The sequence below is a fragment of the Mycobacterium sp. 852002-30065_SCH5024008 genome (assembly GCF_001665645.1).
Classification (GTDB): domain Bacteria; phylum Actinomycetota; class Actinomycetes; order Mycobacteriales; family Mycobacteriaceae; genus Mycobacterium; species Mycobacterium paraffinicum.
On record NZ_LZSZ01000090.1, the window covers coordinates 38825 to 53731 of the forward strand.

General features: G+C 65.3%; 12 protein-coding genes and 1 pseudogene. 7 read left to right on the forward strand and 6 right to left on the reverse strand.

Going from position 1 to position 14907, the window contains the following annotated elements:
* Positions 1-10 precede the first annotated feature (10 nt).
* Complete coding sequence (locus A5781_RS12315; RefSeq protein WP_067205755.1) at positions 11-1264, reverse strand: S9 family peptidase; 1254 nt, start codon at positions 1262-1264, stop codon at positions 11-13.
* A 221-nt stretch (positions 1265-1485) separates the two neighbouring features.
* Between A5781_RS12315 and A5781_RS12320 the strand changes: the two genes are divergently transcribed.
* Entirely contained in the window at positions 1486-1755 is a 270-nt protein-coding gene (locus A5781_RS12320; protein WP_067205764.1) for a hypothetical protein, read from the forward strand.
* A 14-nt stretch (positions 1756-1769) separates the two neighbouring features.
* On the opposite strand, the gene A5781_RS12325 is transcribed toward A5781_RS12320, so the two are convergent.
* Both A5781_RS12325 and A5781_RS12330 read right to left on the reverse strand, forming a co-directional pair.
* Positions 1770-4571, reverse strand: coding sequence for an AMP-binding protein (locus A5781_RS12325; protein WP_067205769.1), 2802 nt, complete (start codon positions 4569-4571; stop codon positions 1770-1772).
* Between the two features lie 112 nt (positions 4572-4683).
* Positions 4684-5667 carry a GNAT family N-acetyltransferase gene (locus A5781_RS12330; RefSeq protein WP_067205772.1) on the reverse strand — a complete coding sequence of 328 codons (984 nt, stop codon included), beginning with the start codon at positions 5665-5667 and terminating at the stop codon, positions 4684-4686.
* A 328-nt stretch (positions 5668-5995) separates the two neighbouring features.
* Here A5781_RS12330 and A5781_RS12335 point away from each other — a divergent pair, with 328 nt between their 5' ends.
* The 3 genes from A5781_RS12335 (at position 5996) to A5781_RS12345 (ending at position 9499) form a co-directional block, all read left to right on the forward strand.
* Entirely contained in the window at positions 5996-6259 is a 264-nt protein-coding gene (locus A5781_RS12335) for a hypothetical protein (protein ID WP_067205775.1), read from the forward strand.
* A gap of 151 nt (positions 6260-6410) precedes the next feature.
* Positions 6411-8252, forward strand: a complete 1842-nt coding sequence (locus A5781_RS12340) for a long-chain fatty acid--CoA ligase (RefSeq protein WP_067205778.1) — start codon at positions 6411-6413, stop codon at positions 8250-8252.
* Between the two features lie 122 nt (positions 8253-8374).
* Positions 8375-9499 (forward strand): Vms1/Ankzf1 family peptidyl-tRNA hydrolase, encoded by a 1125-nt coding sequence (locus A5781_RS12345; protein WP_067205781.1) that lies wholly within the window; start codon positions 8375-8377, stop codon positions 9497-9499.
* A 142-nt stretch (positions 9500-9641) separates the two neighbouring features.
* Here A5781_RS12345 and A5781_RS12350 read toward each other — a convergent pair whose 3' ends face one another.
* Complete coding sequence (locus tag A5781_RS12350; protein ID WP_156624585.1) at positions 9642-10838, reverse strand: SRPBCC family protein; 1197 nt, start codon at positions 10836-10838, stop codon at positions 9642-9644.
* Entirely contained in the window at positions 10835-11833 is a 999-nt protein-coding gene (locus tag A5781_RS12355; protein ID WP_067205784.1) for a metal-dependent hydrolase, read from the reverse strand. The genes A5781_RS12350 and A5781_RS12355 overlap by 4 nt, the downstream gene beginning before the upstream one ends.
* 85 nt (positions 11834-11918) lie before the next feature.
* On the opposite strand from A5781_RS12355, the gene A5781_RS12360 reads away from it, so the two are divergent.
* From A5781_RS12360 to A5781_RS12365, 3 genes and pseudogenes are all read left to right on the forward strand, one after another.
* Positions 11919-13019, forward strand: a complete 1101-nt coding sequence (locus A5781_RS12360; RefSeq protein ID WP_156624587.1) for a hypothetical protein — start codon at positions 11919-11921, stop codon at positions 13017-13019.
* 8 nt (positions 13020-13027) lie between these two features.
* The gene (locus A5781_RS25575) at positions 13028-13195 is read left to right on the forward strand and encodes a hypothetical protein (protein WP_156624589.1); all 168 of its coding nucleotides are present in this window, start codon (positions 13028-13030) and stop codon (positions 13193-13195) included.
* Positions 13196-13237: 42 nt separating this feature from the next.
* Positions 13238-13903, forward strand: a pseudogene (locus tag A5781_RS12365) (TetR/AcrR family transcriptional regulator); the annotation flags it as partial.
* A gap of 186 nt (positions 13904-14089) precedes the next feature.
* Here A5781_RS12365 and A5781_RS12370 read toward each other — a convergent pair.
* The gene (locus tag A5781_RS12370) at positions 14090-14893 is read right to left on the reverse strand and encodes an HPF/RaiA family ribosome-associated protein (protein WP_067205790.1); all 804 of its coding nucleotides are present in this window, start codon (positions 14891-14893) and stop codon (positions 14090-14092) included.
* Positions 14894-14907: the final 14 nt, after the last annotated feature.

A 14907-nucleotide genomic window follows, 5' to 3' on the forward strand; every position in this document is an offset into this window, starting at 1 on the left:
ACCTCCGCGACTAGGCGGGGCGGTCGCGCCGGGGCGCCGCCCCATCCAATAAGCCCGACTGCTGCAACGCAGCCTCGAGGAACCGCTGTACCGGTCGCGCACGGAAGAAGCCGGTATGACCGCCGCGGTACCAAACGATCTCCGGTTTCCCCCAGTGTTCCCACAGGCGGACCACCTGCTCGCGTGGATGCACGACCTGATCGGCGACGCCGGCGTAGATGAAGCGGCCCGGCATAGGCACGAGCGGAGCGAGCGACAGCGGCGACGTCATCCGCCCGATGGGCTCGGCGGCTTCGATCGTCCGGCGGCGCGGATCGTCGGGGCCAAGCCCGGAGTGCCGACTCAGCAGCCCGACCAGGTCTGCGACCGGGACGCCGAGAATCGCGCAGGTGAGCCCGGTTTCGAGGCTGGCGACCAACGCCGTGATGTAGCCGCCCAGCGACAGACCGTTCAACCCGATCTGCGATTCCGGCTCTTCTCGGCGTATCCAGGACAGCAACCGCCGGATGTCCCACACCGCCTGCGCAGTCGCGTGCACGTCGTCGAGGATGTCCTCGCCCGGAAACACCGCACCCTTCGGCAGGCCCCGGGCGCGGGGGCCGTGCATCGGCAGGACCGGCATGACGACGTTCAACCCGAGGTCTTCGTGTAACCGCCAGGCCCGGAACAAGGCGAGATCCAACGCGGCCCGACCCATTTCGGTTCCGTGGATGCACACCAGCCATGGGCGTGGTTGCGGATGGCGGAGCAACAGGGCGTACTCGCGGTCGTTCGCGGTGTAGCCCATCCACCGCTGTGCACCGGGTTCACCCGGCCGGGGCCGGTATCCGCTGTCGAAGAAGATGCGGTGGAAGGACCGCCGCCCCCCTTTGACCTTTCGCACCGTGACGTCCGAAAGTGGCGGCGGCGTACCGAAAAATCGCCTCGGCTTAGTGAGCCATCCCCGGTCGCCATAGAACTTCAGCCCCGCGGCCACCTCGCTCGTGATGCGCTCGAAATCCTCGGGGCGGCTGATCGGGCGCCGCGCCTTCAGGCCCATCAGGACGACCTCGTCGCGGAACGCCTGGGCCGCCAGGGCGAGGGTGGGTCGCGCGATCGGAAGCTCGTCAGGGGCTTGGCCGAGATATTCGCGCCATGACTCGGCGAAATATCGACCGGTGCTCGTGAACGGTTTGACGGCACTACCCAGGACGACCGCCCCGGGCGGGGTCAACGGCAAAGCGCCCGGACGTCGTGAAGCGCCGTTGTTGGTTGGTACCGCCATGGTGGCAAATTAGCAGGCGCTGAAATCGTCGTGTTAGGGACTTACGGCCCGGTCGGGGCCGCGAAAGTCCTTGGCCGGCAAGCCGAGGGCGGGCGGCCGGTCTGGGCCGTATGACCGGGCGCGAAAGGTCTTTTGTCACTCGCGCCGATGTCTTGCCGGTCGTAACCTCGGAGCCGTCACAAGTATCTCCGAAAAACCCCTTGTCGATTAGGAGTGAGATCATGACCGAAGCACCGCACAAGACCGAGCCACGTTGGGCCGAACTCTCCGACGACGTGCTGGAATCCGTCGAATCCGGCCGCAAGCACGCCATCGAGGCCGTCCGCAAGTTCGTCGACCAGATCAGTCCGGTGCTCCCCGAGCAGTCGCGACGCAAGACCGTCGTCGACGCCGCGCTGGACCTGGCCGACGACCTGGTCACCGCCCGCATCGAATTCTTCCGCAACGTGGTGCGCAGCGCCGGTCAGGCCGTAAGCAAGCACGACGAATAGACCGCTGCCGCAGGCTATTCGACGTCCGACTCCCCCGATAGCACCCGGACGGCGTTCCGCACGGCGTGCTGCAATTCGACCGCGGCGGTCCAGCTGTCGCCCGAGGGCATGATCGGCTCCCCCACCGCAATGTCGATCGCTCCGCGGCGCGGGAAATGGTGTTCTGGGCGCAGAATCGTCCGGGTCCCGCGAATCCCCACCGGCGTGACGGGCACGCCGGTTCGGGCGGCCACTACGAAGGCGCCCATGTGAAACGGGCGCAACCCCGGGGCGCGGGCAAGGCGGCCTTCCGGGAAGATCACGAGCGACTGGCCGGCCCGCACCAGGTCGGCCAGCCGGTCGGTGTCCGCCACGCCGTGTTCACGCTCGTGACGTTCCACGAACTGGTGGCCCAGCCGCCTGAGCACGAATCCGTTGATGCTTTGATGCTCAAGGACTTCGGCGGCGACGAAGTGAAACCGTTGCGGCATTTCCGACGCCAGTGCCAGCGGATCGATCCAGCTGGGGTGGTTGGCCACCGCAATCGACGCGCCTGCCGGGAAGCGGTCGAGGCCATCCACGGTGATCACCGTCCCCGTGAGGCGAGCCAGCAACCGGACCGCGGTGCGGGCCACCCGCCAACGCCAATCCGCCCGCGGTAGCAGCAGCAGCGAGGCGGCAACCGCCAGCCCGAGGATCGTGTACACCGCCCACGCGTAGCCGGCGAAGGCCACGTCGCCCGCCGCGCGACGAACGCGGCGCAGTGAAGGCATCGCGCCGCGGAGGCGAAGCCGTGCCAGTTCCCACCACAACGCCCGTGGTCGCGCACCGATCTTGCCGGAGTGGTAGAGGGCCCGGCTGGCGGCCCGCCTGATCTTGCCGCTGGACGTCTTCAGTACGGTGCGCGGTGGCGCCAGCACCACATCGTCGGGCGCTACCCCGAGCAGATCGACTGTAGTGGCGGCGATTTCGGAGCGTAACGCCGCGCGCGCGTCGTCTCGAATCGCTCGGGTCTCGGCCATGACCACGAGTCGCTCGGGGCCACCGGAGGGATCGGGAGAGGCGAATACCGCCACACAGCCCTTTCGGACACCTTGGATGTTGCCTACCGCCTCTTCCAGTTCCGCGGGGTGCAGGTTGCGTCCGGCCCGGATGATCATGTCCTTGATCCGGCCGGTGACGTACAGGTCAGCCTCGACCGTGTACCCCAGGTCGCCGGTGTCGAGCCAGGCGTCGTGGAACAGTGCGCGCGTCGCCGCCGGGTTGTTGAAATAGCCTGCGGTTGCCGACGGACCGCGGAACTCCACCCGCCCCTCACGGCGGTCACCCAATTCGTTGCCGGCCGCGTCGACGATCCGGATCTCGTGCCCGGACAGGGGTCGGCCGCAGGCGACGAATCGAAGGTCCCGCTCCCCGGGCTTGGCGGGCTCGGCCTGCCCGGACCTGACGAAGGTGTCTCGGCGAATCCGGTCGATGATCGGCCCTCGGTTGAGTGGGGGGAACGCCAGCCCCACCGACGACTCGGCCAGCCCATAGACCGGTGTCATCGCTTCCCGGCGAAACCCGTACGGGGCGAAGCGATCACCGAAACGTTCGATGGTGGCGGCGCTCACCGGTTCGGCGCCGTTGTAGGCAAGCCGCCAGCAACTGAGATCGAGTCCCTCGATCTCTTCGTCGCGGATCTTCGACAGGCAGAGTTCATAGGCGAAGTTCGGGCCGGCCGACATGGTGGCACGGTTGGCATGGATCGCCCACAGCCATCGCGAGGGGCGGATCAGGAACGCCTGCGGACTCATCACGACCAGCGGGACGCCGAAGTACAAGCTGCCCAACCATGCACCGATCAAACCCATGTCGTGATACAGCGGCAGCCAACTGACGAACGTGTCCGACCCGGTCGCCGCCGCGGCCCGACCCATCGCCCGGATGTTGGCGAGCAGGTTGCGGTGCTTCAGCGCGACCCCTTTGGGCTGCCCGGTGCTGCCGGAGGTGTACTGCACCAGCGCCAGGTCGTCAGTCCGCGGCCTGGGAAGCGATGATGGTGCGTGTTCGCCTGCGTGCGTGAGAGATTCGGGAACGAGGACATGACGCAGGCTTTCGACGTTCGAGCGCAACAGGTGGCCCAGGGCGACGGCCTCCGGCACCGTGACGAGCATCGTGGCGCGTGCATTGGCGAGGATGCCGGCGGTGCGACGCAGGTGGTCCGCCAGCTGAGACGGCCGCGCGGGCGGGTAGACCGGGACGGGCACCGCGCCGGCGAGGACCACGCCGGCGAATGTCACGAAATACGCCCGGCAGGTCGGCAGCATGATGGCGACAGCGTCACCCGGCATGACGTCGTGCGCGATCAGTCCGGCCGCCACCGCGGCCGCCTCGCGGTGCAGATCCGCATAGGTCATGTCGGTGCTGTTCCGGGGGTCACCCGCATCGTCGAGGATCCGGAGGTGGATGCGGCCCGGGGTCGCACCGACGTGCCAGTTGAGGGCGTCGTTGACGGTCAGCGCTGATTCGGGCGCCGGCGCGGACGATGCGGTGGCCGGAAGCGAGACGACGCCATGGTCCGCGCGCACCGCGGCGTGACCCCGACCCAGGACCGGGTTGAGCGCCGCCACCAGGTCGCGCGGTGTCTCCGCGCTGGCCAGGGTGTGGGGCGGCAGCGCCACCCCGAATTCGTCCTGCACGCGCAGCAACAATTCCGCCAGTTCCAGGCTGCCGATGCCCAGGTTGTCGAAGGAGCTGTCGAGCGTCACCGAGGGTGGCGTGGCCTGCGAGTGAACCTCTTCGACGAGGCCACGCACCAGCGCGAGGACGGGAGGAGCGCATTCTTGGTGTGCCATCGGTCGGCGCGACTCCTTCGACTAGCAAGCAGGTCCTATGCTGCGGCCGATTCCGGCCTTCCGATAAGGGCGCAAAGCCATCAGATGGCGGGGCATTTGTCACTTGCGTCCGCTAGTCGAATGCCTGGATCACCTGGCGGGCCACCTGCCGAATCTGCTCGTACACACCGCGATCGAGGGGCAGATCGCGAAAGCGCGGTATCTCCCCCGTCGCGGTGACCACGCCCGGTTCCTCGCGCTCCCAACACGCGTTCACCTTTTCGCCCAACGCGCGCGCGGACGGATTCTCGGAGAGCACGCGGCCATGGAAGCGCTTGATGCCGTCGACGCGGGCCGCGACCGCCAGTGCGCCGAGCAGCAGCGTACCGATCCCGCGCCCCTGGTAGCCGTCCGCCACGGTCAGCGCAACCTCTGCCGACACGGGGTCGTCTTGATCCCGGACGAAGCGGGCATCGGCGACGACCGGCCCCGCCGGGCCGTCGGTGACGACCCAGACGAAGTGGTCGACATAGTCGACCTCGAACAGATACGTCAGGCGCGCGTCGGTTGGGGTGCCACCTTGATACCGCCGGTACAGCGTCTCCTTCGAGAAGGAACCGCTGCTCTTGAACCGCTCGGCATCGCCGGGCAGGACGGGCCGCAGCAAGAGCGGGGCGCCGTCCCTGCACGACACCGGGATGGGGGCGATGTACGCGGCCAACCGCTGCCGCGCGGTGCGCAGCATCCGGTCGGCGATCGCCGGCATGGCCAGCATGCAGTCGAAGGCCGCGCTGTATCCGGTATAGCCGTGCACGTCCTCCCGCGCGGTCACCGTCGCCGTTCTGGTCGCGTGCCGCAGCAACGCGATCTCGCCGACGATCGTCGCGGATGACAGCTCGGTGGTCATGACCCGGCCCTTCGGACCGACGTGCCTCACCACGACTCGACCGGACGCGATGATCGCGAAGGACTCCGCTCGTTCCCCCTGCCGCATCAGGACCTCCCCGGGTGCGGCGTGCAGGGGCTCGAGCAGAGCGGCCAGCGCCGTAAGGTCCTCCGCCGCAATGTCGGCGAACACCGGAAGCGCCGCCAGCTCCTCGGCGTCGACAGCACTCACGCCGGCCTGCCCGTCAGCCCGAGACTGCGGCCCGAATCACGCCCCGATTGCGAATCCATTGCTAAATCGGTCATCTCGCCAATTTCGTAATCCGGTGCGCCCGAAACGAGTAACGTGGCGATGCACCCTCCCCGATGTACGGTACGCGACCTGCACCGCCATCGCCGGAGAAGTAAGTAGGTGACGGTAGTGACAAAAGACCCTGTCGGACTGGGACTTCGGCAGGCCGGAAGGACGACCAAAGCCTTTCGATAGTCGTGCTGTTGGCCTCTACGGCCGGACCTCTAGGGCTGGTCGGATAGATCGCTAAGGCTAGCGGGGAGGGAACATGAATACAGCGAAGTGGCGGCCGCATTGGTCGCAGCGCAGGTCGACGGCCGCGATCTATCAGCTGACCGATCGCCTCCACGAGGGACATGTTGCCCGAGTGCCCGCCCATCAGATACCCGCGACCGTGTCCGCTTGGTTGGCGGAGCTCGGCGCCCACAGCCCCTTGGTCGACGACCTGGAGCGCGCGGTCGAAGGCGGCGATTGGTCCGCGGCACACGCCCTCGGCGAGTGCCTCTCCATCGAGATAGCCCTGGCCGACTGACGGCCGGCACAGGGGCCCGTGCCCCGGGGACGTTTGCCGATCCCCACATGACTTTCGTCACTACCGAGTAGCCACCGCGCTCCGCAGGATCGAACGGTATACCGGTTCGCCTATGTCATCGGTAAACGTTTCGGGAGCAATGGATCGCGTTATGAAAGCACCACTGGCCTCAATGGAGAGGCCCGATTTCCGCAAGATTGAAAACCGCGCGCCCTCGGTGGCACAGATGTTCGTCAACCGTGTCGCCGCCACCCCGCACGCGGAGGCCTTCCGCTACCCGCAAGACCACACCTGGGCGAGCGTGACCTGGCAGCAAGTCGGTGAACGCGTCAGCAATCTCGCCGCGGGTCTGATCGCGCTGGGCATCGAGCATGAGGACCGGGTGGCGCTCGCCTCGGCGACGCGCTACGAGTGGGTGCTCGTCGATTTCGCGATCATGTGCGCGGGCGCCGCCACCACCACCGTGTATCCGACGACGAACGCCGCCGATGTCGCGTATATCGTCGCCAATTCCGGGAGCCGGGTGGTGGTCGCCGAAAACCAGGCCCAGCTCGACAAGCTGATCGAACACCGGGCCGAACTACCCGACGTCAGCAAGGTCGTCGTCATCGACGGCAACGGCGACGGCGACTGGGTGATCAGCCTCGCCGACCTGGATCTGTTGGGAAAGCAACTGCTCGCGGACTCACCCGACGCCGTCAACGAGCGGGTCGCAGCCGTCGGCCCCGATCACCTGGCGAGCCTCATCTACACCTCCGGCACCACCGGGCGGCCCAAGGGCGTGCGGCTGACGCACGGCGCGTGGACGTACACCGCCGCGGCCATCGATTCGCTGGACATCCTCGGCCCCACCGACCTGAATTTCCTTTGGCTGCCACTGGCGCACGCGTTCGGCAAGGTGATGCTCGCATTGCCCCTGCAGATCGGCTTTCCCACCGCCATCGACGGCCGCGTCGAGCGGATCGTCGATAACCTGGCCGCCCTGCGGCCCACTATCATGGGCGCGGCACCACGCATCTTCGAGAAGGCGCATGCCCGCGTCCAGGACATGATCGCCGAACAGGGCGGACTCACGAAAGTGATGTTCGACTGGGCGATCAAGGTCGGTGTCAAGGTGTCGGAAGCCCGGCAGACGGGTACAAAGCCCTCGCTTGCGACATCGCTGGCCTACAAGGTGGCCGACCGCCTGGTGTTCACCAACATCCGCGAGCGGTTCGGCGGACGTCTGCGGTTCTTCGTCTCCGCCGCCGCCGCGCTGGACCGCGACGTCGCCCAGTGGTTCGACGCCGTGGGCATCATCGTGCTCGAGGGCTACGGGCTGACGGAGACCGCGGCGGCATCATTCATCAACCGCCCCAACGCTTATCGGCTCGGGACCGTGGGCTGGCCATTCCCCGCCACCGATGTGAAGATCGCCGACGACGGCGAGGTATTGCTCAAAGGCCCGGGCCTGATGACCGCCTACCACGACCTGCCGGACGCCACCTCCGAGGCGCTGGATGAAGACGGGTGGTTCCACACCGGCGACATCGGAGAGGTCGACCCCGACGGATTTTTGCGGATCACCGACCGCAAGAAGGACATGTTCAAGACCTCCCAGGGCAAGTACGTAGCGCCGTCGGCGATCGATGCGCGGTTCAAAGGCTCATGCCCGTACGTGAGCGAGATGGTGGTCTACGGCGAGGGCAAGCCCTACTGTGTCGCCCTGGTCAGCCTCGACAGCGAGGCGATCACCGACTGGGCCAACAAGAACGGCCTGGCGGGCAAGTCCTTCGCCGAGATTGCGCGTGACGACAAGACACAGCAGCTGATCGCCGGATACCTCGACGCCCTGAACACCGAACTGAATCGATGGGAACAGATCAAGAAGTTCACGATCGCCGACCGCGAACTGACCGTTGAGTCGGGTGATCTGACGCCGAGCATGAAACTGCGCCGGAAGGCGGTCATCGACGAATTCTCCGACCGCCTCGATGCCCTCTACGAGCGTTGACGACCAGGCCTTCCGCCCGGGACCTAAGACCCGGCGCTGGGGGCTAACGACTCTCGTGGATTTACGTCCACCGTCCATACGGTGGGCGGATATCGGCAATGGCAACAGTGAAGAGGGATGGCATGCAATCAGATCGCCTCAGGTGGCTGGTAAAAGTAAAAGGCCCATTCGCCTCGGTATATTTCGACGACTCGCACGACACGTTGGACGCCGCCGAGCAGCTCGAAGCGAAATGGAACGGCATCCGTCAGCATCTGCACGAGATGGGCGCTGACGGGGCAATCGTCGGCATGCTCGAGGATGCGGTGCTGCATCATCGACCTGCCGTCGGACGGCGCGGCCGCGCGGTGATCGCGACCGCCGAACATGTACTGATCAACGAGCACCTGATCAACCCGCCGCCGGCCACGGTGATTCGGGTGTCGGAGTATCCCTACCTCGTGCCGTTGATCGATTCGGAAATTCGGCGCCCCACCTACGTGTTCGCCGCGATCGACCGTACCGGGGCGGACATCAGCCTGTACCGGGGCGGTGCCGTCAGCTCCGAAAGCGTTGAGGGCGGGGGCTATCCGGTGCACAAGCCGACGACCGCCGGTTGGAACGGCTACGGCGACTTTCAGCACACGACCGAGGAAGCCATTCGAATGAATTGCCGTGCGGTCGCCGACGAACTCACGCGCCTGATGGACGACGCGGATCCCGAAGTGGTGTTCTTGTGCGGGGAAGTGCGTTCGCTCGCGGATCTGGTTGCCGAACTACCCGAGCGGGTCTCCGAACGCGTGTCGGAGTTGCATGCCGGGACCCGCAAGAGCCATTGCGACGACGAAGAGATGAGCGAGCTGACGGGCGAGGAGTTCGCCCGGCGTCGTGGCATCGAGATGTCCGCCCTGGCCCAACGATTCGAAGCGGAGATCGGCCGCGGATCCGGACGGGCGACCGAAGGTCTTGCCGATGCCTGCCGGGCCCTTCGCGACGGCAACGTCGACACGCTGATCGTCGGCGAGCTCGGCGATGCCACTGTGGTCACCGGCAAGGCACTGACCACCATCGCGGCCAACGCCGACGCGCTGTCCGAACTCGGCGAACCGGTGGCACGGGTGGCAAGGGCCGACGAGGCGTTGCCTTTCAACGCCATCGCGGTGGGCGCCTCGTTGGTCCGGGCCGGTCAGCTGATGGCACCCGCCGAAGGAGTGGGCGCCCTGCTGCGCTTCTCCGCAGGCGACCGGGCTCGTCGTCGCGGCGCATAGGCGCGAACCGCCATGGCCCACCACGGTTGTGGGCATCGATCCCCGACGGCCGCATTCGGCAGGCGGTGCTCGGTGGCGTGCACCACCCAAGCAATCGGCATCACGATAATGCCACCGCGTCCCGGTTCTATTGCACCGGAGGCTATATCGAAGCACCGGGTTGCGGTGGCTCGAGGGCGACATCGAGTTGGTGGGCGAAGACTCTGATCATGTGTTGGACGGCGACCTCGTTGCGGCCGATGATCATGTGATCGTGTTGGCCGTGGCGTACGCCTTGGCCACATTGGGGCAGCATGGTGAAGTCTTCGTCGCGCACGGCGGCGTGTACGGCGTCGTAGATGGTGTCGTAGCCCGCCCGCATGTCGTCGTTGATGGCGGGGACGCGGGCCAGCCAGGTGTGGCGCACGGTGCAGCGAGTGGGTGAGCCGGCGGGCAGTATGTCGATGATTTCCACGCCGACGCTGCTGTTGGCCAGGATGAGATTGGGGTAGATCCAGTAGATGACGCCCATGTTGTCGCGGACGTCCCACGAGCCGTCGAGATCGGTTTCGAGGTTGGTAATCCACTTGAAGGGGAAGCCAAGTCGGTGATGTCGATCGTATTCGTCATAGACGGCGGTGTTGGGTAGGGCGTTCATGCCGATCAGGCTTTCGCCATGCACGAAGGGAAAGTGGTAACCCTCGCCGAACGCTTCCAGCGCTCCTTTCCAGGACACTTCGGATTCGAACTCGCGGTGGTCGTGGTAGCCGAATGAGGCGTAATCGAGTTCAGCCAGCTGCGGTCCGAGTGCGCCTAGGTGGGCATCGACGTCGATGTCAGCGTCGGCGGTGAGGACCGCCCAGATGAAGCCGTAGCGTTCCTGGCTGGGTAGCTCAACGAGCCCGTAATCACGCGGATTGATTCCGTGGAAGCCGGACTTGCCGGGCATCATGGACAGTTCGCCGGTGTTGGTGTAGGTCCAGGCGTGATAGGGGCAGGTGAATCGGCCGGCGGTGCCCGATCCGCAGGCCGGCATCGCCCCCCGGTGGCGGCAGTAGTTCAGCAACACGTGCGACTGGCCGGACTTGTCACGAGTGATCAGCAGCGAAATGCCCATCACTGAGCGCACCACGTAGTCGTTGGTCCTTGCGATCTGGGCACTGGGCAGCACCGCCAACGGTGTGCGTCGCAGAAGTTGGGTCTGCTCGATCTCGGTGAGCTTGGGGTCGTTGTAATAGCGCAGCGGAACGTGCAGCACGTCGGCTGCCATGTCAGTAGTCTTATCGAGCACCAAGCGCAACGCCCGCCGAGTGAGATCCTTATTGAGATAACGGATATCGGTGTCAGGGTTCAAAGTCATGACCGCTCCTCTTCAACATGAGTTATGGGCTGCCCCGAGGCACCCAGTTGACGGATTCGAGGAACGGTCGGGGCCGGCAAGCCAACGCCGACGGAATACCAGCGCGCAGCGACGTTGGGGTCTTCCTCGTACTTTTTGAACCATCCAGCCGCGAACTCAGGCAATCTCTCGTGCTGCGGATCATGGTTGGGCGCCTGTGAACGCACCAGGCCGCCCAGCATCGCCAGCAGTTCACGCCGCCCGACTCCTGAATACGTCGATTGGCGGGTCTTATTGACCTCTCGCGCGGCAGCGATGCTCTCGCGAATCGCGCCGTACGACAACCCCTTTGGCATAAGGCGGCCGTAGTATCCGCCGTCCTCTTTCGGGACGTGCTTCTCGAAGCCACTCGCGATCATCGAAATGATCTCACCCATGTGCTTGACCACCCCAGGGATCGTGCACAGCCGGTACAGGTAACTGCCGTGAACGGCGTCGTAGACGATCAACGCCGAACTGCGGTGCTCGATCTCCTCAACGAAGTGCCACAGGAAAAGCGACGCGACACGTTCGTCACCAGGCCGAAACAGCTTGTCCTCATGGTCGAGGAACACTTTGAAGTACGGGGTGAACGTGGCCTCGACCACAGCGGCATACGCGAGGCGCCAGGCCAGCGGTTTGGTCGCGGTCAGGCGGTCGTAGGACGCAATGACCTCGTCTCGTGTCTCTTGCAGGCCCGGCCAACGCTTGATGAGTGCGCGTAGGTGGCTGGCATGCGCGGCCGAGTGCTGAGCCTCCTGGCGCAAGTAGGCCCCGGCCTCCTCGACGTCGGCGGTGCTTCGCATCAGCGGTATCGCCTCACGCGTCGCTTCGACGATGAACTTCTCGAATCCCGGTGCGAAGAACGAGATCACGTTGCACTGCATTCCGAATGCGGGCCGCTCCGGCTGCCAGTTGAACGGGACATCGGCGCTTGCGAAATCGAACCGGACTCGCCTGACCTGTAGGTCCGTCATGCGTCAAGGCTATCGATCCCACGCGTCTGCGACAAGACGTTGTCTAGAATTTGTATGGTCTTGTGGTCGCAATACAGCGACGATATTGACACAGATGGTCTATGGCCATACATTTCTGGTTCATCGTCCAGTCCCAGTCCTCGCAGGTGAGCACATGAACCTGATCGTGATCAATAACCCCGCCGACCTTCCATGGCAAACCAATCTGTGCGATCTGATGCTGCTGACGATGTTTTCGGCGGCGGTGGCCTACAGCTTCGTGCAGCTCCGTCGTGGTCGGCGCATCTACAGCGCAGTACTGATCGCCGCGACCATCTACGGGCTCGTCCTGGAACTGGCCGGTATGGCCACGCTCAACATGTATCAGCAGGGCGACTTCATGTTGATGATCAACTGGCCTGTGCTCCCGCTGTGGCGTGGCACCACGATGATGCCCGCCTACGTGGTCATCTTCTACCCGGTCTTTCTGTTCACTGGCTTCAAGGTCGTCGAGGCGTTAGGCATCGAAAAGCGATGGCAGGCAGCCGTTACCGGCGGATTGTTCATGATAGCCCTCGACGCGCCCTACATCATCGAGGGCAACCTGCGCCACGTCGTGTGGTGGACCTGGGATCCAAACTTCAAGTTCTTCCAGTACTGGGTCGGGTGGCCCCTGCTCGACCTCTGCTGGCAGGGCATCTGGGATGCGGTGTTCATCTACATCATGCTGCGGGCACTACCGCGAATCGACGTCGCGGTCAGCAACGGTGCCGCCCGATGGTCGAACGCCAATGCATTAGGCGCGTTCCCGGCGCTGGCTGCGCTGGCTGTCCTGATGCTCGGTCCGATCCTGATATCCCCGGTGGTCATCGTCACCGCACTGGGCGGACCGCAATGGCCGATCGTGATGCTACTGGTGGCCGCCTACACCGCGGTCGCCGTGACCGCGCTGCACTCCGCGAGACCACACACTCCACCTGAGGGCATCACCGCGGGCATCATCTTCGTCTACGTCGCGAACCTTGGCGCGATGGTGGTCGCCAACGTGGCTCACGAAGGCGGCATCACGCCGTACATCGTCGTCCAGACCGCCGGCCTGATCATCGTCAGCGGAGTGGCACTGTTCCCCCACATCGCAGCACGCCGACGGCCAGCGGCGGTCCCGCGCGAACAGGCCACCCGAACACCACCCAGCACGGTGAGCTAGGAGAGTCGATGAGCGTTGCCGTCCTATGCCCCAATGTATTCGACGCCGGACTGCCGACGATCGCGTACGACTACACCGATATCCCGGCCGACGTCTACCCGCGAATCGAAGCCACACAGCAAACCGCCGCGATCGCCCTCGGGCCCTACGGACCAGAAGACCCTGGAAACCGGTGATGGGTATGAGCTGGCCGATAAGCCTGCCGATAGAGTTCTCCCGTGCGTAGCCACGGCTGGTCCGGAAACGCCCCGGGCACCGATGAAGAGGCTATCGACAGGATCCTCGATGCAGCCGACGACATTATCGCGCAACGGGGCTCGCCGATCCGCATCACCGACGTCGCCCGCATCTTGGGAGTCACAAGGCAGACGGTGTATCGCTACTTTCCCGGGACCGAAGCCCTATTGATCGGCAGCGCCATGCGCTCGGCAAACGGATTTCTCGACCAGCTCGCCCAGCACATCAGCGGGCTGACCGAACCGGTTGCCGCGATCGTCGAAGGAATCGCCTTCGCTGCCGAAACCCTTGCGGGAGACCGACAGATCGAGAACCTACTCCGCAATGGTGCACAGGATGGCTCGAATATTTCGTTGACCTCCGACACCGCACGGGCATTCGGACGCTCGATGTTCCATCGGCTCGACGTCGACTGGGATAAGCACGGGTTCGACGAAGCCGCACTCGACGAACTAGCTGAAATCAGCCTGCGCACACTGCATTCAATTCTCGTCGATCCAGGACAGCCGCCACGTGATGGCATCACTCTGCGTCACTTCGTGTCCCGCTGGCTCGGCCCCGCCATAGTCTATCCACGAGTCGCACAAGCCATGGACGCCCTACGGGCCGCCTCAGCGAGACCCCAGCGGCGCAAGCCTCCAGCCGCATCCTCACCACGACCCATGCAGACCAAGGCCACCGAAAGGATGCTCAGGTCATCGCCGCCAACACCGATGCCAACCGACGCTGCGGCAAACAGGCAATGGCGAAGCTGACAATGTCAAAGTTTGGAGCGGCGGTCCCGGACGGGGGGATTGCCGGGACCGCCGCGGCTTCGGTTGGCCTATTGGCGTTCAGCTCGCCGGTGCGATGAGCCCGTAGTGTCCGTCGTAGCGGTGATACAACACGCTGCCACGGTCCCGGGCGGCGTCGACGAAGAACAGGAACGGCAGGCCGAGCAAGCCGATCCGCTCGATGGCCTGCTGGACTTCCAGCCGCGGGGCCGGCTGCGAACTGACGGTCAGCGGCAACTGGAACGGCGCCAGCTTATCGGCAGAGCCCGGATTGACCTGTGCCAGGCGGTATTCGGTCGGGCCTTCGCGGTATAGCACGCTGTCCTGCTGCGTGCCCTCCTCGGTGAAGAGGTGGAAGTCGTAGTCGAGCTGCTCCATCTCCAGCGCGGCCTCTTCAACCGTGCAGGTGGGCAGGCTGTAGGACTTGTGCCGCATGATCCCGCGTTCGCTTTCCGGTCGCGGGAAGTACTTCGGCCGGTGGTTGTGTTCGGTTTCGTGCCGCCATTCATGCGGGCCGCGACGGGGCATGCCGCCTCGCTTGGCTTCCCAGTGCTCGGCCGCACGCTCCAGTTGGCGACGCAGTCGCGCCTCGAGTCGATCGATGGCTTCCCGCGCGGTGACGCCTTCGACCTGTGCACGCACCGGCCGGCCGTTGACGTCCAGGCTTGCCTGCGCGACCACCCGGCGGGCCACCGCGGGGTCGCCGTGCTCGGCCAACCTGACGTGGGCGTACAGCACCGGTTCGTGGGCGAGGTGGCCGAGCTCGCCGATCTTGGTGCGCGCGTATTCCTCGGCGTCGGGCAGCTGGCCGTGCGTCGTTATCTGGACGTCGAAGGCAGTCGGTAAATCGGGTCGGTGTCTCATGGTGGCTTTCTTGC